21 protein-coding genes are annotated in these 24,104 nt (G+C 61.6%); 1 reads left to right on the forward strand and 20 read right to left on the reverse strand.

Annotated elements, in window-relative coordinates; genetic code table 11:
• Positions 1 to 46: 46 nt before the first annotated feature.
• The 9 genes from QC821_RS14420 to QC821_RS14460 form a co-directional block, all read right to left on the reverse strand.
• Positions 47 to 1,015, reverse strand: a complete 969-nt coding sequence (locus tag QC821_RS14420; RefSeq protein ID WP_309722858.1) for a TRAP transporter substrate-binding protein — start codon at positions 1,013 to 1,015, stop codon at positions 47 to 49.
• Positions 1,016 to 1,094: 79 nt separating this feature from the next.
• Positions 1,095 to 2,117, reverse strand: a complete 1,023-nt coding sequence (locus QC821_RS14425) for a Zn-dependent oxidoreductase (protein ID WP_309722861.1) — start codon at positions 2,115 to 2,117, stop codon at positions 1,095 to 1,097.
• Positions 2,118 to 2,127: 10 nt separating this feature from the next.
• A complete protein-coding gene (gene manD / locus QC821_RS14430; RefSeq protein ID WP_309722865.1) occupies positions 2,128 to 3,339 on the reverse strand; it encodes a D-mannonate dehydratase ManD in 1,212 nt (403 codons plus the stop codon).
• Between the two features lie 27 nt (positions 3,340 to 3,366).
• Complete coding sequence (uxaC, locus tag QC821_RS14435) at positions 3,367 to 4,788, reverse strand: glucuronate isomerase (RefSeq protein WP_309722868.1); 1,422 nt, start codon at positions 4,786 to 4,788, stop codon at positions 3,367 to 3,369.
• 33 nt (positions 4,789 to 4,821) lie between these two features.
• Positions 4,822 to 6,111 (reverse strand): TRAP transporter large permease, encoded by a 1,290-nt coding sequence (locus QC821_RS14440; RefSeq protein WP_309722871.1) that lies wholly within the window; start codon positions 6,109 to 6,111, stop codon positions 4,822 to 4,824.
• Positions 6,108 to 6,599, reverse strand: a complete 492-nt coding sequence (locus QC821_RS14445) for a TRAP transporter small permease (RefSeq protein WP_309722874.1) — start codon at positions 6,597 to 6,599, stop codon at positions 6,108 to 6,110. The genes QC821_RS14440 and QC821_RS14445 overlap by 4 nt, the downstream gene beginning before the upstream one ends.
• A gap of 16 nt (positions 6,600 to 6,615) precedes the next feature.
• Complete coding sequence (locus QC821_RS14450) at positions 6,616 to 7,575, reverse strand: C4-dicarboxylate TRAP transporter substrate-binding protein (protein ID WP_309722877.1); 960 nt, start codon at positions 7,573 to 7,575, stop codon at positions 6,616 to 6,618.
• A gap of 40 nt (positions 7,576 to 7,615) precedes the next feature.
• Complete coding sequence (locus QC821_RS14455) at positions 7,616 to 8,359, reverse strand: GntR family transcriptional regulator (protein ID WP_309722880.1); 744 nt, start codon at positions 8,357 to 8,359, stop codon at positions 7,616 to 7,618.
• Positions 8,360 to 8,572: 213 nt separating this feature from the next.
• A complete protein-coding gene (locus QC821_RS14460; protein WP_309722883.1) occupies positions 8,573 to 9,280 on the reverse strand; it encodes a glutathione S-transferase N-terminal domain-containing protein in 708 nt (235 codons plus the stop codon).
• 407 nt (positions 9,281 to 9,687) lie between these two features.
• Between QC821_RS14460 and QC821_RS14465 the strand changes: the two genes are divergently transcribed.
• Positions 9,688 to 11,385 (forward strand): L-lactate permease, encoded by a 1,698-nt coding sequence (locus QC821_RS14465; protein ID WP_309722886.1) that lies wholly within the window; start codon positions 9,688 to 9,690, stop codon positions 11,383 to 11,385.
• 115 nt (positions 11,386 to 11,500) lie between these two features.
• Here the strand turns inward: QC821_RS14465 and QC821_RS14470 are convergent, their stop codons facing one another.
• The 11 genes from QC821_RS14470 to QC821_RS14520 form a co-directional block, all read right to left on the reverse strand.
• On the reverse strand, positions 11,501 to 12,424 hold the full coding sequence (locus tag QC821_RS14470; RefSeq protein WP_309722889.1) for an electron transfer flavoprotein subunit alpha/FixB family protein: 924 nt from the start codon (positions 12,422 to 12,424) through the stop codon (positions 11,501 to 11,503).
• 13 nt (positions 12,425 to 12,437) lie between these two features.
• The gene (locus QC821_RS14475; protein WP_309722892.1) at positions 12,438 to 13,199 is read right to left on the reverse strand and encodes an electron transfer flavoprotein subunit beta/FixA family protein; all 762 of its coding nucleotides are present in this window, start codon (positions 13,197 to 13,199) and stop codon (positions 12,438 to 12,440) included.
• A gap of 19 nt (positions 13,200 to 13,218) precedes the next feature.
• Positions 13,219 to 14,403, reverse strand: a complete 1,185-nt coding sequence (locus QC821_RS14480) for a CaiB/BaiF CoA transferase family protein (protein ID WP_309722895.1) — start codon at positions 14,401 to 14,403, stop codon at positions 13,219 to 13,221.
• A gap of 69 nt (positions 14,404 to 14,472) precedes the next feature.
• On the reverse strand, positions 14,473 to 15,267 hold the full coding sequence (locus QC821_RS14485) for an enoyl-CoA hydratase/isomerase family protein (RefSeq protein WP_309722898.1): 795 nt from the start codon (positions 15,265 to 15,267) through the stop codon (positions 14,473 to 14,475).
• 381 nt (positions 15,268 to 15,648) lie between these two features.
• On the reverse strand, positions 15,649 to 17,100 hold the full coding sequence (locus QC821_RS14490; protein ID WP_309722901.1) for an FAD-binding oxidoreductase: 1,452 nt from the start codon (positions 17,098 to 17,100) through the stop codon (positions 15,649 to 15,651).
• A 72-nt stretch (positions 17,101 to 17,172) separates the two neighbouring features.
• Positions 17,173 to 18,696, reverse strand: coding sequence for a tripartite tricarboxylate transporter permease (locus QC821_RS14495; protein ID WP_309722904.1), 1,524 nt, complete (start codon positions 18,694 to 18,696; stop codon positions 17,173 to 17,175).
• Between the two features lie 18 nt (positions 18,697 to 18,714).
• On the reverse strand, positions 18,715 to 19,188 hold the full coding sequence (locus QC821_RS14500; RefSeq protein WP_309722905.1) for a tripartite tricarboxylate transporter TctB family protein: 474 nt from the start codon (positions 19,186 to 19,188) through the stop codon (positions 18,715 to 18,717).
• Between the two features lie 132 nt (positions 19,189 to 19,320).
• Positions 19,321 to 20,289, reverse strand: a complete 969-nt coding sequence (locus QC821_RS14505) for a Bug family tripartite tricarboxylate transporter substrate binding protein (RefSeq protein ID WP_309722908.1) — start codon at positions 20,287 to 20,289, stop codon at positions 19,321 to 19,323.
• Positions 20,290 to 20,531: 242 nt separating this feature from the next.
• On the reverse strand, positions 20,532 to 21,491 hold the full coding sequence (locus QC821_RS14510; RefSeq protein WP_309722910.1) for a LysR family transcriptional regulator: 960 nt from the start codon (positions 21,489 to 21,491) through the stop codon (positions 20,532 to 20,534).
• A 91-nt stretch (positions 21,492 to 21,582) separates the two neighbouring features.
• Complete coding sequence (locus tag QC821_RS14515) at positions 21,583 to 22,485, reverse strand: NAD(P)-dependent oxidoreductase (protein ID WP_309722915.1); 903 nt, start codon at positions 22,483 to 22,485, stop codon at positions 21,583 to 21,585.
• Positions 22,486 to 22,516: 31 nt separating this feature from the next.
• The gene (locus tag QC821_RS14520; protein WP_340349371.1) at positions 22,517 to 23,998 is read right to left on the reverse strand and encodes an NAD-dependent succinate-semialdehyde dehydrogenase; all 1,482 of its coding nucleotides are present in this window, start codon (positions 23,996 to 23,998) and stop codon (positions 22,517 to 22,519) included.
• Between the last annotated feature and the right edge of the window lie 106 nt (positions 23,999 to 24,104).

Genomic DNA, 24,104 nt, shown 5'->3' on the forward strand with positions numbered 1-24,104 from the left:
CGACTCCGGTAAGACGAGGCGGGCAGCAGCTGCCCGCCCGCCTGGCTTACAGGTCCTGGATGGCCTCGAACAGCGCCCGCTGCTCGTCGTCCAGTGCCTCTTCGACCGCCGGACGCGCGCGCTCGGCGAAGGCCTCGATATCCACTTCGACGAACTCCATACCGCGCTCGCGCAGGGCCTCCTCGAGGCGCTCCTGGTCCTCGACGAACAGCTCCGCCTGGTAGTCCTGCATACTGGCAGCAGCGTCCCGCACCACCTGCTGGAGGTCATCGGGCATCTGGTTCAGGGCATCCTGGCCGATCACCACATAGATCCAGCTGCGCACATGGCCGGTGAGGTTCACGTAGTCCTGCACCTCGTAGAAACTGGCGCTCTCGATCAGGCTCAGCGGGTTCTCCTGGGCCTGGATGGTGTTCTGCTGCAGGGCGGTGAACACCTCGCTGAAGGCCATCGGCGTCGGCCGCGCCCCCAGCGCCTCCCAGGTATCGACGAACAGCGGCACGTTGGGCACCCGCAGGCGCATGCCGTCGAGGTCATCGGGATGCTCGATGGGGCGGTTGGAGGTCAGCTCGCGGGGACCGCGCTCGAACCACGCCAGCGGTACCAGGTTGGCCCGTTCGATGATCTGTTCTTCGATCTCCGCACCGATCTCGCCGCTCACCGCGGCATGCAAGTGTTCGGCGTCGCGGAACGCATAGGGCACCGCCATCATCGCCGCCTTGGGCGCCCAGTTCTGCAGGCTCTCGCCGGTGATGGTCATCTCGGCGGTCCCCAGCTGGATGCTGTTGATCACATCCATCTCGCTGCCGAGCTGCTCATTGGGATAGAGGCGGACTTCGATACGGCCGTCGGAGTTGGCCTCGACCTCATCCTTGAACTTCTCGGCGGCCTGGTGCCAGATGTTCTGCTCATTGGCCAGGTGGCCGAAGCGCAGCGTGAAGTCGGCGGCCACCGCCGCCTGGCTTGCGATCAGGGCGGCGCCGAGTACGGCACCGGTAACGACTTGCTTGATCATGGCGTTGACTCCTGCACGAACGGGTTGTGAGTTGTGATTGCTGTGCATCAAGGTACGAATGGCGTATGCCAATTGGCCGTCAGGCACCGATCTCGATCAGTACCTTGCGGGCCCTTTCTGGATGGTGGTCGAGCATCTCGATGGCCGATGGCATCTCGTCGAACGGCAGCCGGTGGCTGACCAGCGCCGCCGCGTCGAGTGCCCCGGATGCGAGCAGCTCGAGCACCTCCGGAAACTTGCGATTGTTGAGTCGTGAGCCGACCAGGGTCAGCTCCTTCTTGATCACCTCCAGCTGCACCAGGTCGCTGGGGGTGGGATTGAAACCGAGCAGGCCGATGCGCCCCGCCGCCGAGGCCAGGCGCAGCATCTGCGGCAGCAGCGCCGGCACGCAGGCAGCATCGGCGATCAGCGGCACGCCCTCGCCGTCGGTGAGGCGCATGACCTCGGCCTCGACGTCGTCGCGGCTGCCATGCAGGGTATGCCGTGCGCCCAGCTCGCGGGCCGTGGCCAGGCGCTCGTCGATGACGTCGCTGACGATCACCTCCTCGATGCCCTTGGCCCGGGCCATCTGCAGCACGGTCAGGCCAATCACCCCGGCGCCGTAGACCAGCAGCCGGTCGCCCGGCTGCGGCTGCATGCGGTCGAGCACGTTGGCGGCGATGCTGTAGGGCTCGACCAGGGCGGCGAGATCCAGCCCCAGGTGCGCCGGTAAGCGATGCAGATTGGCCGCCGGCACGTTGACGCGCTCCTCGAAGCCGCCGTCGCGATGCACGCCGATCACTTGCATGGCGGTACACACATTGGGCCGCCCGATGCGGCACGGGTAGCAGTGCCCGCAGCTGACCACCGGGTCGACGCACACCCGCTCGCCGATGTCGACGTTCTCGACGCCCTCGCCCACCGCCTCGACGATCCCGGCGAACTCGTGCCCGGTGATGCGCGGAAAGCGCACGAAGGCGTTGTCGCCATGGATGATATGCATGTCCGACCCGCAGATACCGGCGAAGGCCACCTTCACCAACACCTCGCCCGGCGCCGCCTGGGGTGCCTCAACGTCGGCGATCCGGTAGTCCAGCGGCGCATTGACCTGGAATGCTTTCATGTTGCTCTCCTCACCAGTGCCAGAGGGTGCCGTCCTCGAGCCGGTTGACCGGCAGGCTGGCACGCTTGTAGGGGTATTGGGCGGCCCGCGACTCGTCGATATCGACGCCGTGCCCCGGCGACTCGCCGACCAGGAAGTGGCCATCCTCGAAGCGATAGTCGTGGGGGAAGACCGCGTCGGTCTCCGGCGTGTGGGGCATGTGCTCCTGGATGCCGAAGTTGGGCACCCAGGTATCGAAATGCACGGCCGCGCCCAGGCACACCGGCGACAGGTCCGTCGGCCCATGGAAGCCGGTGCGCACGTGATAGAGCCCGGCCAGGTCGGCGATGCGCCGCACGTGGGTGATACCGCCACCGTGGGAGAGCGGCGTACGGATGTAGTCGATCCACTGGTTCTCGAGCAGCTCGCGGTAGTCGTGGATCGAGTTGAACACCTCCCCCACCGCCAGCGGCGTGGTGGTGTGCTGGCGAATCAGCCGGAAGCTCTCCTGGTTCTCGGCCGGCACGCAGTCCTCCAGCCAGAACAGGTGGTAGGGCTCCACCGCCTTGCCCAGCCGCGCCGCCTCGATGGGCGTCAGCCGGTGATGCACGTCGTGCAGCAAGTGGATGTCGTCGCCGAAGCGCTCGCGCACCGCGGCAAACAGCTTGGGCACGTGGTTGAGGTACTTTTCGGTGCTCCACACGTGCTCGGCGGGCAGCTCGGCGTCGGCGGGCTCGTAGCGCTCGCCTTCGCGCTTGGCCACGCCGTAGATGGTCGCAATCCCCGGCACCCCGGCCTGGACCCGCACCGCGCGATAGCCCAGGGCAATGTGCCGCTCGACCTCGGCAAGGCAGCCCTCGATATCGCGCCCGGTGCAGTGGGCATAGGTCATCACCCGCTCGCGGCTCTTGCCGCCCAACAGCTGATAGAGCGGCATGTCGGCGGCCTTGGCCTTGATATCCCACAGCGCCAGGTCGACGGCCGAAATCGCCGCCATGGTTACCGGGCCGCGCCGCCAGTAGGCGCCGCGATAGAGGTAGTGCCAGATATCCTCGATGCGGCTGGCATCGCGGCCGATCAGGGCGGGCAGCACGTGCTCCTCGAGATAGGCGACCACCGCCATTTCCCGGCCGTTGAGGGTGGCATCGCCGATCCCGTAGGTGCCCGACTCGGTGACGATCTTGAGGGTGACGAAGTTACGACCCGGCGAGCTGACGATGAGATAGGCATCACTGATCTTCATGGCGATTCCGTTGCAAAAGGAAAAGGTTCAACGCTCGAAGAGGTAGCGCTGCACGTTGTCGTAGCAAACTGCACGCACCAGCTCGCCGATGCGATCGAGATCGTTCGGCAGCTCGCCCCGCTGGACCTGCGCGCCGAGCATCTGGCAGAAGATGCGGCGGAAGTAGTCGTGGCGGGAGAACGACAGCAGGCTGCGCGAATCGGTGAGCATGCCGACGAAGTGACGCAGCAGGCCGAAGTTCATCTGGGTGATGAGCTGGCGCTCGATGCCGTCGCGCTGGTCGTTGAACCACCAGGCGGCGCCGAACTGCAGCTTGCCGGGAATGCCGTCGCTCGAAAACGAGCCGACCAGGCTCGCCAGCATCTCGTTGTCGCGCGGGTTGAGGTTGTAGACCACGGTGCGCGGCAGCACCCGCCCGCGGTCGAGGGCATCGAGAATCGCCGCCAGCGGTTCGGCGTAGGTGACATCGCCAATGGCATCGAAGCCGCTGTTGGGACCAATCTCGATCTGGCCACGCTGGCTCAGGCTGCGCAGCGCCCCCAGGTGCAGCTGCATCACCCAGCCGCGGCGGGCGTACTCGCGCCCCAGCCACAGCAGCACCGCGGTGGTGAAGCCGCCGCTCTCCTCGCCAGAGAGCGCTTCGCCGCGGCGGCGGCGATCGAGCAGCCGGTCCAGTTCGGCCACGCTCGGCGGCGAAACGAACACCGGCTCTTCCAGACTGTGGTCGGAGAGACAGCAGCCGTGGGCGGCGAAGTGATCAAGACGCTGGGCCAGCGCGGCGAGCAGATCGTCGAAGCGTCGGATCGGGACGCCACTCGCCTGTTCGAGTACATCCAGATAGTCGACGAAGCCGGGCTGCTCGATCTTGAGCACGCTATCGGCGCGGAAGGTCGGCAGCATGGCCGGCCCCGCCCCGCTCTTGGCGTGACGACCATGAAGCGCCAGCGAATCGACCGGATCGTCGGTGGTGCACACCGTGCGCACCTTGAAACGTTCCAGGATTCCCTGGGCGCTCAATGACGGCGTGGCCAGCCGTTCACGGGCCGTGGTCCAGATCTCGTCGGCGGTGGTCGGCGAGAGCAGCAGGTTCTCGATACCCAGCGGATGGCGCAGCTCCAGATGCGTCCAGTGATAGAGCGGGTTGCCGAGACAGTCCGGGACGGTTTCCGCCCAGGCCTGGAAGCGCTCGCGGTCGCTCACAGCGCCGGTGATGCGGTGCTCCTCGATACCCGCGCAGCGCATCGCGCGCCATTTGTAATGGTCGCCCTTGAGCCACAGCTGGGTGAGGTTATCGAACCGCACGTCATCGGCGATCTCCACCGGGCTCAGGTGCGAGTGGTAGTCGCAGATCGGCATGGCGGCGGCATGCTCGTGGTAGAGCCGGCGCGCCGGTTCGTTCTCGAGCAGGAAATCCGAGCCCATGAAGTCGATCCGATCATTAAAGGGCATGACAAACTCCGTCGTCGTTGGACTTGAGCATATTCACCCCATCAGCAAGTTGGGCAGGAACAGCACGATGTCAGGGAACAAAATGATGCCCAGCACCACCACGAAAACGGCCAATGCAAACGGCACCAGCTCACGGCTGTAGTCGATGAAGGAGCAGCGCAGGATGCCGCACACGGTGTACATGGAGATGCCCACCGGCGGTGTCATGCCGCCGAAGGTAACCAGGGTCATCATCAGCAGGCCGAAGTGCACCGGATCGATGCCCGCCGCCTTGATCACCGGTACCAGGATCGGTGTCAGCAGCATGACCACCACGGTGGCTTCAAGCAGCATGCCGAGGCAGACGAGCAGTACCGCCAGGGTCAGCAGCAGCGCCGTCTGGCTGGCAAAGACGCCCAGCGTCAGTTCAGCGATGGTCTGCGGCACCCGCTCGAAGGAGACGACGTAGCCGATGATCCCCGAGAACATGATGATCAGCATGATCATGCCGATGTCGCGCACGCTGGCATGCATTGCCGCCAGGATCTCCTTCACCCCCATCTCACGGTGAATGACACAGCCCACCACCAGCGCATAGGCGACGGCGAAGGCACCCGCCTCGGAGGGCGTGAACAGGCCGTAGCGAATCCCCACCAGCAACCAGACCGGGAACAGCAGCGCCCAGACGCTTGCGCGTGCGGCCTTGAGCACCTCGCGCCCGGTGGGCAAGCCCTCCCGCACCGGGGTATAACCACGCTTCTTGGCGACGAAGTAGGTGGTCACCATCAGCGCCACCATCAGCAGGAAGCCGGGCACCAGGCCGGCGATGAAGAGCCGCCCGATCGACACCTCGCCGAGATAGCCGTACAGGATCAGGCCGATGCTCGGCGGGATGGTGGCGGTGATCAGGCCACCGATGGAGAGCACGGCCCCCGAGAAGCCGGGGCTGTATCCCCCCTTGATCATGCCCTGCCCCAGCACCCGGGACTGCATGGCGGCGTCGGCGACCGCCGAGCCGGACACGCCGCCCATGAGCGTGCTGAGTACGATGCTGGCCTGGGCCAGCCCGCCGCTCATCCAGCCCGCCAGCAGCGTGGAGAGGCGCATGAGCCTTGGCGTGATGCCGCTGGCATTCATCAGGTGGCCGATGAAGATGAACAGCGGCACCGCCAGCAGCGGGAAGGACTGGGTGGCAGAGACGATACGCTGCGGGCCGATATTGACCGGGAGAAAGGTGCCGGGGAGAAAGAAATAGGTAAACCCCGCAATGCCGATCGCAAACGCAACGGGCATGCCAATCGCCATCAACAGCAGGCCCAGCCCAAGCAGCAGGGCAGCGGTCATAGCGTCTCCTCCACGATCTCGTCATCGGCCACAAGGCTGCCGATAATGCCTTGGTCGATGACGCGGCGAATCAGCGAGACCATCATCAGCGTCGCACCGACCGGCAAGGCCAGGGTGATATAGCCATAGCTCAGGCCGGCGACGCCCATGGGGCGCTGCCAGTTGGAAAGTGCCAGCGGAAAACCATGCCGCACCAGGAGGGCCAGGAAGAGCAGCATCAACATCAAGCAGAAACCGGTCACCAGACGCTGCAGCGGCAGCGGCAAACGAACCGCCAAGGCATCGATGCGCACCTGTCCGCCGCGACGTAGCGTGATATCCGCGCCCAGCACGGCGGTCCAGATGAACAGGAACTGGGCCAGCTCGGCGCCGCCGGCGAAGGGCTGCCCCAGTGCCCGGGCCGTGGAGCTGGCCAGCATGGTCAGGGAAGTGCCGGCCAGCAATATGATAGCCAGCCACTCCTCGATTCGATCATACCAACGCCACATGGGACGTCCTCCCCCCTTACTCACCCGAGACCAGCTGCTCGCGGTACTCGTCATAGCCGAGGTCCGCATAGACGCCATCGACGCGCTGGCGGAACACCTCGACATCCACCTCGGTGAAGGTCACGCCCTGCGCCTCCATGCGCTCGCGCACGGCATCCTGGGCATCGACGGTGGACTGACTGGCTTCTTCCCCGGCCCGGGTGAGTTCCTCGGTCAGGATCACTTGCAGCTCTTCGGGCAGCGACTGGTACCACTGCTCGGAGGTGGCGATCCCGGTCATGAGATGGATATGGCTAGTCAGGGCGATGTGGCTGATGACTTCGTGCAGGTTCTGGCCTTCGGCCGCAGTCAGCTGCGCCTCGGCTCCGTCGATGGAGCCCAGCTGCAGCGCAGAGTAAACCTCGGACCAGGGCAGCGGCGTGGGCGTGGCCCCCATGGACTCGATGGTCTTGACCCACACCGGCGAGTTGATGGTGCGTACGCGAACGCCACGCAGGTCGTCCGGCGACTCGACCGGGTTCTGGGTCAGCATCTGACGCGAGCCCTGGAACCAGTTGTAGTTCAGCAGCCGCAGTCCGCTGTCGTCGGCCAGGCTCTCGACCCACCCAAGGTAAAGGTCGGAGGAGGTGATCTGTGCATAGTCGCTGTGGTCTTCCACCAGGTAAGGCGCGCTGAGAATGCCCAGTTCCGGCTGATACTCGGAGAGCCGTCCGGCATCGATCAGGATGGCGATATTGGCCCCGCTGCGGATCTGTTCCACCACGTCTTCGTCGGAACCGAGCTGGCTGTTGGGGAACACCTGGATAGTGAGCTCACCGTCGGAGCGCTCCTCGATGGCCTGCCTGGCACTCTCCATGGCCAGCACTACCGGGTCCTGGGAGCTCAGCGCCGACGAGAGATTGAGCTGATACGATGCATGAGCCATGTTACTGGTCACGGCCACGACGACGGCCGAGGCGAGGACTGACATTTTCATGAGAATCTCCTGAAGTGGCGTGCGTATTGTGATTGTTGCGTTAGCCAAATGCGTGTTGCCCGTCGTAATCACTCTGAGCCGGAGCTCCCTCGAACATTTCAGGAAAGCGCTGCACCAACGCCGGGAGCGATTTCAGTATTTCACTCTGATGTAGCCGCATGGCCTGCTCCGCGCCTTCCATATCGCAGGCCTCAATGGCTGCCACGATCGCCGCATGCTGCTCGATCAGGCGCGGTATCGGCGTGGTGTCAGGCACGCTGAGATAGCGCACCCGGTCGAACTGCGCCTTGACCTCCTGGGTCACCTTCCATGCCGCCTGCTGACCGACGGCCAGCGCCAGAGTGCGGTGGAAATCCTCGTCGAGTCGGTAAAAACGATCGAAGTCGTGGGGATCGACACAGCGCCGCTGGCGGTCGAGCAGTTCGTGCAGTTCGGCCAGATCGGCCCGAGGCAACCCCTTGGCGGCGGCGCTGCGCACCACCGCGACCTCGATCGCCTCGCGCACGAAGCGCGCCTCCAGCACCGCCCGCTGGGAGATCTTCACCACATAGGTGCCACGCTGGGGGCGCACCTCCACCAGCCCCGCCTCGGAGAGGCGAATGAACGCCTCGCGCACCGGCTGACGGCTGACGTTGAAGGTATCGGCAATCTCCTTTTCCGACAGCGCCTGCCCCGGCGCCAGCACCATGTGAATGATCGACTGGCGCAGTACCTGATAAAGCCGCTGGCGCACCGACTCGGCGGCGTTGGTCTCGTGCCAGAGCGTCTTGAGGGTGGTGTTCATAAGCGTTTCGTCTCCGCCGAAACCTGCGTCCGACTATCTGATATGACTAGTATGGTAGTCATATCAGCACAGCGAAAGTCGCGCTCAGCTAGACATTGGTCTAACGCCGGCGCCCTGGACCATCAAGGATATAAATGCAGATGGCCCGCTAAGCGGGCCATCGAGTCTTTGGCAGCGCGCACAGCTAGTGCCATGTTCACCGCGGATTCAGCGTCAGCGGTAGCCGTCGGGGAGATCGACCACGCGTGGCGCCGCGCGGCACATGCCGCCGTTCAGGTCGAGCATGCGCTCGAGCCAGGCGTAGACCGGATCAGCGTTGGAGACCAAGTCCGCCGCCGACACCACCCGCGCCCACATAAAGGTGGCAAATACCAGATAGTCGGCAGCAGCCGGGGCCTCGCCATCGATGAAGTCGGCTTCAGCGAGCCGGCCACGCAGTGGTTCCAAGGCCGCATCCAACTGACTCAGGCCACGGCTCGGCGAATGAAAGTCCTCGAGGCTGCGCCCGAAACGTTTTTCGCGGGTCTCGCGAAAGTATTCCCGGTCGCCGGGGTGCAGGGCGTTGAGCAGGTCCATGATGATGGTGCGCAGTATCGCCGGTGCCAGCGAACGCTCGGCGTAGAACTTGAAGAAACGCGCCCTGGCCTCGGCGTGCTCGTCACCGAACAGCGGCGCGTCTGGGTAGGTGCGATCAAGGTAGCGCATGATTGCATAGCTGTCGCAGACGACGTCATCACCGTCCACCAGCACTGGCACGGCCCCCTGACCAGAAAAAGCCAGTGCTTTCTTGTCAACGAAGTGCCAAGGTCGCGTTTCGACCTCGAGCCCTTTGTGCGCCAGCGCCAGCTTCACTCGCCAGCAATAGGGTGAAAACCGCAGTGCATCGTCTTTGCCACTAAGGTCGTATAGCACGAGAGACATCAGGGCTTACTCCTCACCAATAGCGTTATCGTTTCACTCGATCGCAGAATTAGTCTCAGACTATCACCGGCTTAGCTTCTTTTCCGCAACTGATATAACCCACTGTCCATTAGTCGAACGCTGGAGCCTTCAAGTCGCCCGAAAGCACCAGAATTTCTCACGAAAAATGATAACCATACTTTAAATTTCAAATAGTTATAGAAAACAAGCCGTCCCACCCCGCACTGGTCATACCAATTACCCACGAGTAGCATCAAGGTCGCCAATGCGATTATCTTGCCACTACCGTCCACGGCGACGGTTCGCCGGGATATCAGCCATCACTGATATCCCATGGACACGCAAGCATCTCGCTCCCGTTGCAGGCATCTCATGCGATGCTTGAAAAATAAGAGGAAACTTGCCTCATGAATGACACTGTACTCGCGCTATTGGCGTTCACGCCATTGCTGTTGGCCGGTGTACTGCTGATAGGCTTTCGCATGGCCGCCAAGGTGGCGATGCCGATCGTCTTCGTCGTCTCCGCCTTGATCGCTCTGGTCGCCTGGGACATGACCTTCACTCGGGTCGTGGCCTCCTCGCTGCAGGGCCTCATCCTCACCGTCTCGATCCTGTGGATCATCTTCGGCGCCATCCTGCTGCTCAATGCCATGAAGTACTCGGGAGGCATCGCCGCCATCCGTAACGGCTTCTCAGGCATCAGCCCCGACCGCCGCGTGCAGGCGATCATCGTCGCCTGGCTGTTCGGCTGCTTCATCGAAGGCGCCTCCGGGTTCGGCACCCCCGCCGCCGTTGCCGCGCCGCTGATGGTGGCACTCGGCTTCCCGGCACTGGCCGCCGTGGTGGTCGGCATGATGATCCAGTCCACGCCGGTCTCCTTCGGCGCCGTGGGCACTCCGATCGTGGTCGGCGTTACCGGCGGTGTGAACCAGAGCGCCATTACCGAACGTCTGGCCGCCGACGGCGCCACCTGGACCGAGTACTTCCGGCTGATCGCTGCGGAAGTGGCGATCATCCACGGTATCGTCGGCGTGCTGATGCCGCTGATCATGGTGGTGATCATGGTGCGCTTCTTCGGCGCCAACCGCTCGTGGAAGGAAGGCCTGTCGATCGCCCCCTTCGCGATCTTCGCCGGTGTCGCCTTTGTGGTGCCCTATATGCTGGCAGGCGTGCTGCTCGGGCCGGAGTTCCCGTCGATGATCGGTGCCATGGTGGGCCTCGCCATCGTCGTACCAGCGGCGCGCCGCGGCTTCCTGATCCCCAAGGACACCTGGGATTTCCCACCCCGCGAGCAGTGGCTCGACGAGTGGATCGGCAAGCTCGAGATCAAGATGGACGACATTGCCGGCAAGAAACCGCTGTCGACCTTCATGGGCTGGGTGCCTTACGTACTGCTGGCCGTGCTGCTGGTGATCTCACGCACCGTCGAGCCGGTCACCAACGCACTCAACTCGGTCGTCCTGAGCTGGAACAATATCCTCGGTGAAGCCGGTGTCTCGGGTGCTATAGCACCGCTCTACCTGCCCGGCGGTATCCTGGTGTTCGTGGTGCTGCTCACGGCACTGATCCATCGCATGAAGTTCTCCGAACTGCAGGCCGCCTTCGGCGAGTCGACCAAGACCATTATCGGGGCCGGTTTCGTGCTGATATTCACCATCCCCATGGTGCGGATCCTGATCAACTCCGGCGTCAATGGCTCGGACCTGGTGTCGATGCCGGTGGCCATGGCACAGTTCGTGGCCAACAGCGTAGGCGATGTCTATCCGCTGTTCGCGCCGGCCGTAGGCGGCCTGGGGGCCTTCATCGCCGGCTCCAACACCGCCGCCAACCTGATGCTCGCGGAGTTCCAGTTCAACGTCGCCGAGCAGTTGGGTGTTTCCACGGCCATGATGGTCGCCCTGCAGGCGGTCGGTGCCGCGGCGGGTAACATGATCGCCATCCACAACGTGGTCGCGGCGTCCGCCACCGTTGGCCTGCTGGGCCGCGAGGGTACGACCATCCGCAAGACCATCTTGCCGACGATCTACTACCTGACCTTCACCGGCATCATCGCGCTGATCGCCTTCTATGTGATCGGAGTGACGGATCCGCTGATGGGTAATTGACAACCTTTATATAGGTATCTGTCTGACCTGCGCCCCACCTCCTTGGTGGGGCGCAGTCGTTTGCGGCCTACGTAATGCTATCTTGAGAGCGTCAGCCAGAAGATCTTGACCTTCCTTACAGCTTGCTCTCCAACTCCGGCAGCACCTCGAACAGGTCGCCGACGAGACCGTAATCCGCCACTTGGAAGATCGGCGCCTCCTCGTCCTTGTTGATCGCCACGATCACCTTGGAGTCTTTCATCCCCGCCAGGTGCTGGATGGCACCCGAGATTCCCACGGCGATATACAGCTCCGGGGCGACGATCTTGCCGGTCTGGCCGACCTGCATGTCGTTGGGCACGAAGCCGGCGTCCACCGCCGCACGTGAGGCGCCGATGGCGGCCCCCAGCTTGTCGGCGATGCCGTCGAGCAGCTTGAAGTTGTCGCCGTTGCCCATGCCGCGGCCGCCAGAGATGACGATCTTGGCGCCGCCAAGCTCGGGACGGTCGGACTGGGCGAGGGCCTCTTTCACGAAGCGCGACTGGGCGTTGTCGGAAACGTGATCGACCGCCTCGATGGCGGCGCTGCCAGTGCTGGCCACGGCGTCGAAGGCGGTGGTGCGCACGCTGATCACCTTGAGCGGGTCGTCGCTCTTGACCGTGGCGATGGCGTTGCCGGCGTAGATCGGCCGCTGGAAGGTGTCGGCGCTCTCCACCGCGATGATCTCGGAGAGCTGGCTGACGTCCTTGAGCGCGGCGAGCCGTGGCAATACGTTCTTGCCGGTGGTGGAGGCGGCCGCCAGCACGTGGCTGTAGTCGTCGGCCAGGGCCACCAACAGCGCGCCCACGGGCTCGGCCAGCTGGTGGGCGTAGACGGGGTTATCGGCGAGGCGCACCTTGCTGACGCCGTCGAGCTGGGCGGCCTCGGCGGCGGCCTGGACGCCGTCGCCGGCCACCAGCACGTGAATATCGCCGCCGATGGCGTTAGCCGCCGCCACCACGTGGGCGGTGGCGTCGGCGAGGTGGCCGTCGTGAAGCTCGGCGAGAACCAGAATGCTCATGAGTTCGCTCCTATCAAAGCACTTTGGCTTCGTTCTTGAGTTTGTCTACCAGCTCGTCCACCGAGCCGACCTTGACGCCGCCCTGGCGCTCGGGGGGCGGGGTGACCTTGAGCAGGCTGACCTTCGAGCCCACCTCGACACCCAGCTCGGCCGGGGTCTTGACGTCGAGCGGCTTCTTCTTGGCCTTCATGATGTCGGGCAGCTTGGCGTAGCGCGGCTCGTTCAAGCGCAGGTCGGTGGTGACGATGGCCGGCAGCGTGAGCTCGACGGTCTGCAGGCCGCCGTCGATCTCGCGGGTCACCGCGACCTTTTTATCACCCCCGTCGCCGCTAATATTCACCTCGGAGGCGAAGGTGCCCTGGGGCAGGCCGCTGAGTGCCGCCAGCATCTGGCCGGTCTGGTTGTTGTCGGTGTCGATGGCCTGCTTGCCGAGGATGGTGAGGCCCGGCTGCTCCTCTTCGACCACCTTGGCCAGCAGCTTGGCCACCGCCAGCGACTCGACGCGCTCGTCGGTCTCGACATGAATGGCGCGGTCGGCGCCCAGCGCCAGCGCGGTACGCAGCTGTTCCTGGGCGGCCTTGGGGCCAACGGTCACGGCAACCACTTCCGTCGCGACACCCTTCTCCTTGAGGCGCACCGCTTCTTCCACGGCGATCTCGCAGAAGGGGTTCATGGCCATCTTGACGTTGGTGAGGTCAACGTCGGAGTGATCCGGCTTGACGCGGATCTTGACGTTGTAGTCGATGACGCGTTTGACCGCAACGAGGATTTTCATGGCTATCAGTTCCTTCCTATCACTTGATCACTCCCTTACGACGCAGCTCATCGCAGCGCGACTCATCGATGCCCAGCTCGGCCATTATCTCATCAGTATGTTGGGCATAAAGTGGCGCTGGCCGCCGAATCTCCGGCGGAGTCTCAGAGAGCTTGCTAGCAAAGCCGATGGTTTTCATCTTGCCGATGATCGGGTGATCCATCTCCTGCACCATGCCGCGCGCTTGATAGTGCGGATCATCTAGTGCTTGCGCGAAGTTGTTGATGGGACCTGCCGGCACGCCTGCATGGTCACACTTTGATAACCAAGAATCACGCACATCCTGAACAAATATCTCTTCAAGAACGCCTTCCAGCTCTTCCACGTTCTGCCCGCGCAGATGATTGGTTATAAAGCGAGGGTCCTCCAACAGGTCGGGGCGCTGAATCACCTCATGGCAGAGGCGTTCCCAGGTACGCTGGTTGGCACAACCCAGCATAATATAGCCATCCTGTGTCTTGATTGCCTGATAGGGTGCCGACACCCGATGGCGCCAACCGGTAGGCTCAGGAACAGTGCCTTCTGCAAAATAGGCCGCCGCTTCCCACATAAACCAAGGCAGACCACATTCGGCAATGGCAATATCGACATGCTGCCCCTCACCAGTATTCATCTTGTGGATATAAGCGGCTAAAATCGAATAAACAGCGGTGATGCCCGCGCCGATATCGTAGACGGCGATCCCGGTCTTCAACGGGCGACGGCCAGGTTCCCCGGTCATCGACATTAGGCCCGTCATGCCCTGAGCGACCAGATCGAAGCCCCCTTTATGACTGTAGGGACCGGTCTGTCCATAACCAGAGATGGAGCAGTAGATGATGCCGGGATTGATAGCCTTAATGCTCTGGTAATCCACCTTAAGCTTCTTAGCCACACCGGTGCGGTAGTTTTCAACGATTACGTCGGCCTCCTCCGCGAGCCGATAGAATATCTCGCGCCCCTCATCCTCCTTTAGATTCAGTGATATGCTCTTCTTGTTGCGGTTAATCTGGGCAAAGCAGGTCGACTCGTCGTTAACATAGGGACCCATCTGACGACTATCGTCTCCTCCATTCTTCTCCACCTTGATGACATCCGCCCCCAGATCACCTAGCACCATAGTGCAGTAGGGCCCGGCCATGATCTGGGAAATGTCGAGAACCTTAATCTTTGTTAAGGGAAGCATATTAGCCACCTCGTTGCATTAGGAGAACTTTACGTTGAGAAAAGACGATGAATCGCCATGGAATAAACACTACTCTCCTTGCCATGCATGGGGAGTCTTGTTGATAAAGGCGCTGACGGCACTCTTGAAGTCTCGGCTGGTGTAACAGAGCGAAATCAGGTCCGCTTCACTGCCGGCGACCGGTCGACGCGCCGATAGAACACGCTCGATTGCCTCCTTGGAGGCTCGCAACGTTAGGGGAGCGAAGCCACCCAGTCTTTCGGCCACCTGCCTGACCTCGGCTTCGATCGCATCGGGCGTGACGACCTCGGTGACCAAACCAGCCGACTTCGCCTCCTCGGCTTTGAACAGCTTGGCCAGCATCAACACCTCCTTCGCCCGGGCGGCGCCGACCAGATCGACTAGACGTGACATATTGGTAATCGAGACGCAGTTGCCAAGGGTCTTGGCAATGGGTACGCCGAAGCGTAGATCGGGCGTGCAGTAACGGAAATCACAGGCCATGGCGATAGCCGCACCACCGCCAACACAGAACCCCTCGATCAGGGCAATGGTGGGCTTACTGAGTGATTCCAGAGCACCGATGACCTCATCGATACGATGTTCATAATCCAACGCCTGCTGGGCCGTGCTGAAGTTGGCGAACTGCTTGATATCGGTCCCAGCCACGAAGGCTTCACCTCCACTGCCGCGCAACACCACCACATCGATATCTGGATCCTTGTCCAACGTTTGACAGTGACGCTCAAGTTCGCTGTACATCTTCCATGTCATGGCATTTCGTACTTGAGGACGATTAAAAATCAGCCAAGCAATTCGCCCCTCCTTAATGAATTCCAGCTCAGCTTTCGATGTCGGCTTCATTTCGGTCTCCTACATTGTTTATAGCCCGGACGCCTTACCCACCTTGTCAACCCGGCTCTTGCCCTCATTTTGTAATTATGAACTCATAATTCATTTTATCAATGTAGACTATCGTCTACTCTCCTCTCCCATCCCCGACGAGGAGTGGCAATGACTCATCGTGTCGTCGCACAATCTCAAATCACTAGATTGACGGCATGGGTATCAGTTCTATCGACGCTGATTAGCACTCAACCGACTTTCCCTTCTGGGACAGAATCTTATTTGGAACAAAGGTAGGCTTCGTCATGATCCTGACCGCGACAGGCCAGGAGACACTCAGCGGGAACCTAGGAAAGGTCGAGCGACACATGACCCTCTGTGGCGCTTAGCATGAATAGTTCAATGGATGTTGGATAACAATTGTCGTTCGGCCAGGGGCAAGATACGTCCCGCCCCCATCAGCTCATCAGGATCGAATACCTCCTTGATACTTGTCAGCAGCCGCTGCTCGGTAGAGGAAAGCCTGGCTAAGTAGGCAGCCTGCTTGCTGCGTCCGATGCCATGTTCAGCGCTGATGCTGCCGTCGAAACCGTCCACGACGGTGAAGATCGCGCCCTCCAGTTGCTCAAACAGCGCCGGCAGCGCTTCTCCCGGCGTCTCGGCAGCTGGCAGCACATTGATGTGCAGGTTGCCGTCACCGATGTGCCCGTAGGCAATCAGCAGAGAGTTGGGGGAGAGCGTCGTCACAGCCGCGGCGGCCTGTTCCACGCACTCGGCAATGGCGGAGATCGGCACCGAGATGTCGGTGCGCAGGTGCTCGCCACGCAGCAGCTGTCCCTCCACCATGCCCTCGCGGATCAACCACAGCTGATCGGCCTGGGCGATGCTCGAGGCCAGTACACCGTCGAGTACCACCTCTTCTTCCATGCCCGCCTCCAGTAAGCATTCGAGCATGACGGACAGATCCACCGGCCCGCTGGCCGCCAGCTCAAGCAGGACATAGTTGGGATAGACCTCATCGAGCGGATCGGAGAGCTGTGGCGCGGCCTCGAAGGCCAGTTCCAGGCACTGGCGCGGGATCAGCTCGAAGGCGGAGAGCAGGTCGCTGCCGACGCGACGCGCCAGGGCATAAAGCCGGACCGCAGCCTCGACCGAGGGGACCGCCAGCAAGGCGGTCTGCGACTGCTGGGGACGCGGTGTCAGCTTGAGCACCGCACCGGTGACGATGCCCAGGGTACCCTCGCTACCGATGAGCAGCTGCTGCAGGCTATAACCGCGGTTGTCCTTATGCAGGGCCCTCATGCTGCTCCATATCTCGCCGTTAGGCAGCACCACTTCTAGACCCAGCACCAGCTCGCGCATCATGCCGTAGCGCAAGACGTTGACCCCGCCGGCATTGGTGGCGATGTTGCCGCCGATTTGGCAGCTGCCCTGGGCCCCCAGCGAGAGCGGGAAGAAGCAGTCGTTCTCCTCGGCGGCCCGCTTGACCTCTTCGAGGATGCAGCCACCATCCACCGCCATGGTGAAGTTGAGCGGGTCGAGTCGGCGGATGCGCGTCATGCGCTCAAGGCTGATGACAACCTCAGCTATGTGGTCGTCCGGCAGGGCACCCTGCACAAGGCCAGTGTGCCCCCCCTGAGGCACCATGCGGATGCGCTGCTCATGGCAGTAGCGCACCACCTCGGCAACCTCTTCAGTGGTCCCGGGGCGAACCACGGCCAGAGGCATGCCCAGGCGGCCGCCGGCCCAATCGCAGACGTAGCGTTCCTGATCTTCGGCCTCGGCCACCACCCCCTTGGCACCCAACAGCTGGGTGAAGAAAGCGACGGCTGTGTCATTGCGGATAGTCATGTCGGCGTCTCTACTCTGGGGGACAGGGTGACACATCGGTCGACTGCGACAGCGCCAAGGCGCTGGCCAGCTTCATTCGGCAGTCGCCCGGCGTCTGCGCTGGCGTGCCGCCACGAACAGCTTCTTGACGAGCGGAAAAAGCACGAACAGCAAGATAAGAGTTAGAAGAGTGGCCGCGATCGGGCTTCTAAGGAAGATCATCGGGTCGCCGCGCGAGATGTCGAGCGCCTGGCGCAGGCTGGTCTCGAGGCGAGGCGTAAGCACGAACGCCAGAAGCAGCGGCGCTATGGGGTAATGGGCGGCGGTCATGAAGAACGCCACAACCCCGGCGCCGAGCATGAACCAGACATCGAACATGCTGTTGTTGACGCTGTAGGAGCCGACAACGCAGACCACGGCGATCACTGGGATCATAATTGAGGCCGGGATCAGCAGCAGCTTGACCAGGAACGGAATAATCGCAAGGGCCGCCAGCACCGCCATAACGTTGCCCAGATACATGGAGGAGATCAGGCCCCAGACGAAATCGGGGTTGGTTTGGAACAATAGCGGACCAGGCTGTAGCCCCCACATCATCAGGCCACCGAGCAGCACTGCTGCCGTGCCCGAGCCAGGAATACCCAAAGACAGCAGGGGCGCGAAGGAGCCGGCAGCAGCGGCGTTGTTGCCCGCCTCTGAGGCAGCCACACCCTCAATACGCCCCTTGCCAAGTTCGCTACCGTTGCGTCCTACCTTCTTCTGCAGCACGTAAGATAGGAAGGAACCTGTAGTAGCCCCCGCCCCAGGCAGGATGCCCACCAAGTTTCCTATCACGCCAGAGCGCAGAGAAGCCGGAATGATGCTACGAATCTCCTTGCGATTAAGCAGGCTAGCCTTTAATCCCAGCCGGCTGGACAAGCCCTGGGCAGCAGGATCTATCCGATTGACCATCATCACCAACACCTGACTGAAGCCGAACATGCCGATCACTAACGGGATGAAGGAGATGCCGTTGAGCAGGTACATCGAATCGAAGGTGAAGCGTGGCTGGCCGAAGGCCGTGCCAATGCCGATAGTAGCTAGCATCACGCCGATGAAGGTCGAGATAAGGCCCTTGACCGGATTATCGCCCAGCAACCAGCCAATGGAGCAGAGCGCCAGTAGGATCAGTGCCGCCACCTCGGCCGGCCCGAACATCAAGCCGACGTAGGCCAGGATGGGTCCCATGAAGGTGAGCATGATGATACCCACGGTACCGCCGATGAAGGAGGAGATATTGGCGGTGAAGAGGGCCTTGCCGCCCCGCCCTTGCTGCGACAGCGGATAGCCGTCGAGGGAAGTCACCACGGCTGGTGCATCGCCGGGGATGTTAAGCAGAATAGCACTGTATGAGCCTCCATACATGCAGCCATAGTAGAGGGCCCCAAGCATGATGATGCCGGTGATCGGGTCCATCTGGAAGGTGAGCGGGAGCAGCAGTGCGATACCGGTGACGGAACCAAGCCCGGGGATGGCGCCGACGATGATGCCCAAGCCGGCTCCTACCAACGCGGCCAAGATATTGCTGAAGGTTAGCGAGGTGGCAAACCCCTGCAACAAAGATTGTAAAATATCCATAAGGGCCTCTTCATGCGTTTAACTTAGCCATCCAATGAGGGCACCTTGAGGGAACGCCACCATCAGCCACATACCAAATAGCAGATAAATTACACCACCAGCGCCCCCACCAATTAATATCGACTTGAGCCAAGACTGATGCTCGACCAGCGCCATCCACATTACGATGAACAGCGTCATAGCCAACACCATGCCGAATAGCGGGATAGTGGCGATGGCTATGCCCATGGCCACGGCGGGCCAGAGGTTGCGCAGCCCCACCTGATCGGCAATCCACCGGCGACGCAGTAACTCGTAACCACCGAGCAGAGCGGCGCCAAGGCCCATCACGAGAGGGAAAAAGCCGGCACCGGGGCCGTTGTGCATCCACACCCCATACTTGAGCCAGCCGAAGCCAGCCCAGGCGAGCCCCATCGCAATGAGACTCAACGTGACTAAGGAAGATATCCAGAATTGACGACCGAGATCTGATGGTTTATTTACATTTGACATGGCGTACACCTCTTTAGCAATAGCGGTCGACGTTGTCCTCTCAACTCCTATTCATATCGCATATTAAGAGAAATTATAGAAGAAAAAGTGAACACTTAGGGCGTGGAGCCTTACAGGCACCACGCCCACAGATCAGTCGATCATACCAGCTCGCTCAAACAGTACACGGTACTGCTCTAGCTGATCGCGGTAGTGCTCGGCACTCTCCTCTGCGCCCATAAATGTGGGAATCAGGCCACTGCTCTCAACATACTCGTTGGTCCATTTTTCCGTATCCGATGCGGCACGGAATACGTTCTCCCAATACTCAACAGCCTCGGCGGGCATCTCAGGGGGGCCAGCATAGCCACGGAAGATCATCAGCTCGAGGTCTTCGTGGCCTAGCTCAGCGAATGTCGGCACCTGATCAAATGGGGCGTCGAGACGGTCTTCAGCATATGTGGCAAGCAGATTGATGACACTTTGATCGACCCCAGAGCCTAGCTTGAAAATGGCCGCGTCAATGTGGCCGCCCAGGAGTGCCGCCGTAACATCGCCGGTACCATCGAAAGGTACATACTGGAAATCAGCCCCAAGATTGTCGTTGAGCATCTCAAAGGCAAGGTGATCTTCACCTCCACGGCCAGCCCCACCAATGGTGACACCGCCCGGGTCCTGCTCAGCACGCTCTACCAAGTCATCAAGATCCTCAATATCACCACTGGCGTTGACACCGACGAAGAGTGTATCCAGCGACAAGGTGGCGAGAGGCGTAAGATCCTCAAGCTGTACCGAAGCATCATTAACCACCATACTCATCATCTGACCGCCATTAAAGGTCATAAGGGTATGGCCGTTATCGCCCTGGCTGTACGTGTAGCTATTCCCGACAGCACCTGAGCCGCCAGGACGGTTATTGACCAATATGTTGCGGTCGACCAACCCGGTCTCACGAATCGCCTCGACCAGCATACGCGCATTTATGTCGCTGCCACCGCCAGCGCTATAGGGCACCACGAACTCGACATTGCTCTGAGGCTCCCATGCATTAGCACCGCCGACAAGCGCCAAACTTAATGCGCCGGATAGAGTAAGCTTGCAAACCCAAGTTGTCTTCGTCATATCTCAATAACCCCGTTTATCGTTGTTGGGTAATTGCCTGAGCCGCCAAGTTATTGCGACACCGGACGTGCTTAAATGTGCGAGAGGGGAAAAATGGATCTTTGCCCCTCTCTGTAATTATGAACTCATAATTCATTTCAACAACATCAACTTTAGTCTACTCAATCTTCCTATCGATAGACCCCGCCGGCTCGCAGACAGCGCATACCAACTGGATAGCTGTCGAGCGCTCACCCCTCTGGCTAGGCGAGATGCTCCATTAGTGATTTAGCTGACACGGCCCGGCGTCGCAGCTCCTCCACCAGTTCCGCGGTGGCAGGCGGGAGCGGCTCATGCTTGCGGGTGATAATGCCGTAATGGTTGAGCGGCTTGCCGATCGTCAGCGGCAGTACCACGTACTGACCGCTGGCCAGTGGTCGCTTGAGTACCGATTGGGGTAGCACCGCCAACATCGACGAGCTCAGCAACAGCTGCAGTATCATCTGGGTCGAAGTGGTTTCGATGATGTCATCGGGTGAGGCAATACCGAGCTCAGCCAGCGCGCGCTCAAACACCTGGCGCATGGGGCTGGCAGGGGGATGCAGGATCCAGGGCCAACGGCAGAGGCTTGCAAGATCGATCGTCCGGGTCTCCGCCAGCGGGTGCTCTCGTCCTACCACTACACGCAACGGCTCCTCCAGCAGCGGCTCGAAATCGAACAGATTATGCTGGCTCTCCGCCGTGAGCCGGCCGACCACCAGATCTAGCTGCTTGTACTCGAGCGCTTGCAACAGGCGGTCGCTGCTCTGTTCATCGAGACTGATGGACAGCCGCGGACGCCGTCGCTTGAGCGCAGCGATTGCCGCCGGCAATATCTCGGGAGCAGCGGCCGGGATCGCGCCGATCAACAGCCGGCCATAGCCCCCTTCTCGCCTCATTTGGATGTCCTTGACCATCCGCTCGGCGTCGTTCAACAGGATTTCAGCATGCCTCACCAACTGCATGCCTAACTCTGTCGGGACCATGGCACGCGGATGACGCTCGAAAATGGCAAAGCCGAAGTACCGCTCCAGATCGCGAAGCATCTTGCTGGCAGCTGGCTGGCTGAGGTGCATGTGACGGGAAGCGGCGTGCATATTGCGGCACTGATCGAGATGCACCAGTAGCAACAAATGTTTGAACCGCATCCAACCGCATAGACCTGCCGATGACAGCTTTTCCATGATCCTGCCTCAACGATAACCAGTGGTGATCGCTCAACCTAAGCGTCCCCCACCATGCGAGCAAGCGATCATGCCCCAATACCACCATCGCCTATCTGGCGCGGCGATCCCCGAGAAGCGTGATCAGCTCGGGTAACGTGGCACCGGCATGCCCCGCCGACTCCACCTCGCCCAATAGCCTGTTGATACTCACCGCAGCCTCTTGGGTTGCTCCCAGTTCGCTGGCCATGGTGACGTAATAGCCAAGGTCTTTATGGGCATTGGCAATGCTGAAGCGGAAACCGGAGGCGTCCCGCGCCTGGATATAAGGGCGCAGCCGCTCGAGCACGGTGCCCGCCCCACCGCCCTGGGCCAGGACATCGACGAAGACATCGGGCTCGATACCGCCCAGTTCAGCACAGGCCGCCGCTTCGGCCAGCACGGTGGAGAACCCCACCGACACGAAGTTGTGCAACAGCTTCAGCTGGTGGCCGGCCCCGACTGGCCCGGCGTGGGTGATGTTCTCGGCAAAACTCTGCAGCAGAGGTTGTTGAGCCTCGAACAGATCGCGATCTCCGCCAACAAGAAGGTTAAGCCGGCCCTGGGCGGCTTCCTTGGGAGTGCGTGTCATGGGGGCATCAAGAAAGCGGCCCCCCGCCGCTGCCACTGCCTCGGCAATTCGCTGCGTCGAGCTGGGGATGGCCGTCGAACAGTCGATGATCACCGCGCCAGGCCGAAGCCCATGTAGCACACCATCATCACGGAACAGCACCTCCTCTACCTGCGGCGAGCCGGTCACGCAAAGAATGATGATCTCGGCATGCTGAGCCAAGGCCGCGCCGGTATCGAATGACGTTGCTCCCTGGGCGAGCAGCTCATCTACCGGCTGATTGCCGGGATGCTCAACAAAAGCCAGCGGCCAGCCGGCACGCTGGATATTGGTGGCAATGCCATGGCCCATCATGCCGATACCCACCATGCCCACTCGCCGCTTCGTCAATTGCGTGTCGTTCATGCCATCTCCCGTGTCGTTGTGTGTACGGCCATCACAGCCCACCCATGCAGAGATACTTGATCTCGAGATAGTCTTCGATGCCGTACTTGGAGCCTTCACGCCCGATACCTGACTCCTTGACGCCGCCAAAAGGCGCCAGCTCACTGGAGATGATGCCCTCGTTGATACCCACGATGCCGCACTCCAGAGCCTCGGCTACCCGCCATACCCTGCCCACATCGCGGGAGTAGAAGTAGCTGGCCAGGCCGTAGGGTGTCGCATTAGCCAGGCGAATCACCTCCGCCTCGTCGCTAAAGCGCAGCAGCGGCGCCACCGGGCCAAAGGTCTCTTCATTCATCAGCCTGGCGTCACTGGCCACATCGGTAAGAATCGTCGGCTCGAAGAAGTTACCGCCCAACGCATGGCGCTGTCCGCCTAGGTAGACACGCGCACCACCCTCCAGAGCATCAGCGATGTGCTCCTCAACCTTGGCCACCGCGGCCTGGTCGATCAGTGGGCCAAGCCTGACCCCCTCCTCGATACCCCGGCCGACTCGCTGCGCCGACACCGCCTGAGCGAGGCGCTCGGCAAAGTCGTCATAGATCTCGTCATGCACGAAGATGCGATTGGCGCAGACGCAGGTCTGCCCGGTGTTGCGAAACTTGGAGGCCATCACTCCGGCCACGGCCTGATCGAGATCAGCATCCTCAAAAATGATGAAAGGGGCGTTGCCACCCAACTCCATCGAGACCTTCTTGACGGTTTGCGCACAGGCGGTGAGCAGCACCTTGCCCACCTCGGTCGAGCCAGTGAACGATAGCTTGCGCACCAGTGGGTTGGCTGTCAGCTCGTCCCCCACGACCCGCGCGCTGCCGGTAACCACATTAAGCACCCCCTTAGGCACGCCGGCACGCTCGGCCAACTCGGCCAGCGCCAGTGCCGAAAAGGGTGTGCTGGAGGCCGGCTTGACGACCACGGTACAGCCGGCGCCCATGGCGGCGGCTGCCTTGCGGGTGATCATCGCATTGGGGAAGTTCCACGGGGTGATTGCGGCCACTACGCCGACCGGCTCCTTGGTCACCACGATGCGCCGATCCGCGGCATGGGCAGGAATGACATCGCCGTAAACGCGCTTGGCCTCCTCGGCAAACCATTCGATGAAAGACGCTCCATAAGCGATCTCTCCCCGAGCTTCCGCCAGCGGCTTGCCCTGCTCCAGGGTCAGGATCAGGGCCAGATCTTCCTGATGGTCCATGCACAGGTCGTACCAGCGCCTCAGGATGGCGGCACGCTCCTTTGCCGTCTTGGCCCGCCAGGCGGGAAGCGCCCTATCGGCCGCGGCAATCGCCTCCTTGACCTGCGACTGGGGCAGCCTCGGCACGCTGCCCAGCCGCGACGCATTGGTCGGATTGACCACCTCGATAACGGCGTCGTCGCCGGCAGCGATCCATTGGCCATCAACATAAGCGTGCTGCCTAAACAGCGTTGGCTCCTGAAGCACCACCTCCTGCCAGCCAGGCTCTTGCGATGTCATGCGCCCTCCTCTTATACGTGATTGACGCTTCAAAATATGAATTATGTATCAAAAATTAAGTATTATACTTTTGGAGAAGGGTCCGAACAGTCGATGTCTGCCACCA

The organism is Franzmannia qiaohouensis (genome assembly GCF_031451695.1).
Taxonomy (GTDB): Bacteria; Pseudomonadota; Gammaproteobacteria; order Pseudomonadales; family Halomonadaceae; genus Franzmannia; species Franzmannia qiaohouensis.

Coding starts and splice junctions, on each gene's coding strand:
- QC821_RS14420 (WP_309722858.1), bottom strand. CDS start 1,015: ATGATCAAGCAAGTCGTTACCGGTGCCGTACTCGGCGCCGCCCTGATC.
- QC821_RS14425 (WP_309722861.1), bottom strand. CDS start 2,117: ATGAAAGCATTCCAGGTCAATGCGCCGCTGGACTACCGGATCGCCGAC.
- manD (WP_309722865.1), bottom strand. CDS start 3,339: ATGAAGATCAGTGATGCCTATCTCATCGTCAGCTCGCCGGGTCGTAAC.
- uxaC (WP_309722868.1), bottom strand. CDS start 4,788: ATGCCCTTTAATGATCGGATCGACTTCATGGGCTCGGATTTCCTGCTC.
- QC821_RS14440 (WP_309722871.1), bottom strand. CDS start 6,111: ATGACCGCTGCCCTGCTGCTTGGGCTGGGCCTGCTGTTGATGGCGATT.
- QC821_RS14445 (WP_309722874.1), bottom strand. CDS start 6,599: ATGTGGCGTTGGTATGATCGAATCGAGGAGTGGCTGGCTATCATATTG.
- QC821_RS14450 (WP_309722877.1), bottom strand. CDS start 7,575: ATGAAAATGTCAGTCCTCGCCTCGGCCGTCGTCGTGGCCGTGACCAGT.
- QC821_RS14455 (WP_309722880.1), bottom strand. CDS start 8,359: ATGAACACCACCCTCAAGACGCTCTGGCACGAGACCAACGCCGCCGAG.
- QC821_RS14460 (WP_309722883.1), bottom strand. CDS start 9,280: ATGTCTCTCGTGCTATACGACCTTAGTGGCAAAGACGATGCACTGCGG.
- QC821_RS14465 (WP_309722886.1), top strand. CDS start 9,688: ATGAATGACACTGTACTCGCGCTATTGGCGTTCACGCCATTGCTGTTG.
- QC821_RS14470 (WP_309722889.1), bottom strand. CDS start 12,424: ATGAGCATTCTGGTTCTCGCCGAGCTTCACGACGGCCACCTCGCCGAC.
- QC821_RS14475 (WP_309722892.1), bottom strand. CDS start 13,199: ATGAAAATCCTCGTTGCGGTCAAACGCGTCATCGACTACAACGTCAAG.
- QC821_RS14480 (WP_309722895.1), bottom strand. CDS start 14,403: ATGCTTCCCTTAACAAAGATTAAGGTTCTCGACATTTCCCAGATCATG.
- QC821_RS14485 (WP_309722898.1), bottom strand. CDS start 15,267: ATGAAGCCGACATCGAAAGCTGAGCTGGAATTCATTAAGGAGGGGCGA.
- QC821_RS14490 (WP_309722901.1), bottom strand. CDS start 17,100: ATGACTATCCGCAATGACACAGCCGTCGCTTTCTTCACCCAGCTGTTG.
- QC821_RS14495 (WP_309722904.1), bottom strand. CDS start 18,696: ATGGATATTTTACAATCTTTGTTGCAGGGGTTTGCCACCTCGCTAACC.
- QC821_RS14500 (WP_309722905.1), bottom strand. CDS start 19,188: ATGTCAAATGTAAATAAACCATCAGATCTCGGTCGTCAATTCTGGATA.
- QC821_RS14505 (WP_309722908.1), bottom strand. CDS start 20,289: ATGACGAAGACAACTTGGGTTTGCAAGCTTACTCTATCCGGCGCATTA.
- QC821_RS14510 (WP_309722910.1), bottom strand. CDS start 21,491: ATGGAAAAGCTGTCATCGGCAGGTCTATGCGGTTGGATGCGGTTCAAA.
- QC821_RS14515 (WP_309722915.1), bottom strand. CDS start 22,485: ATGAACGACACGCAATTGACGAAGCGGCGAGTGGGCATGGTGGGTATC.
- QC821_RS14520 (WP_340349371.1), bottom strand. CDS start 23,998: ATGACATCGCAAGAGCCTGGCTGGCAGGAGGTGGTGCTTCAGGAGCCA.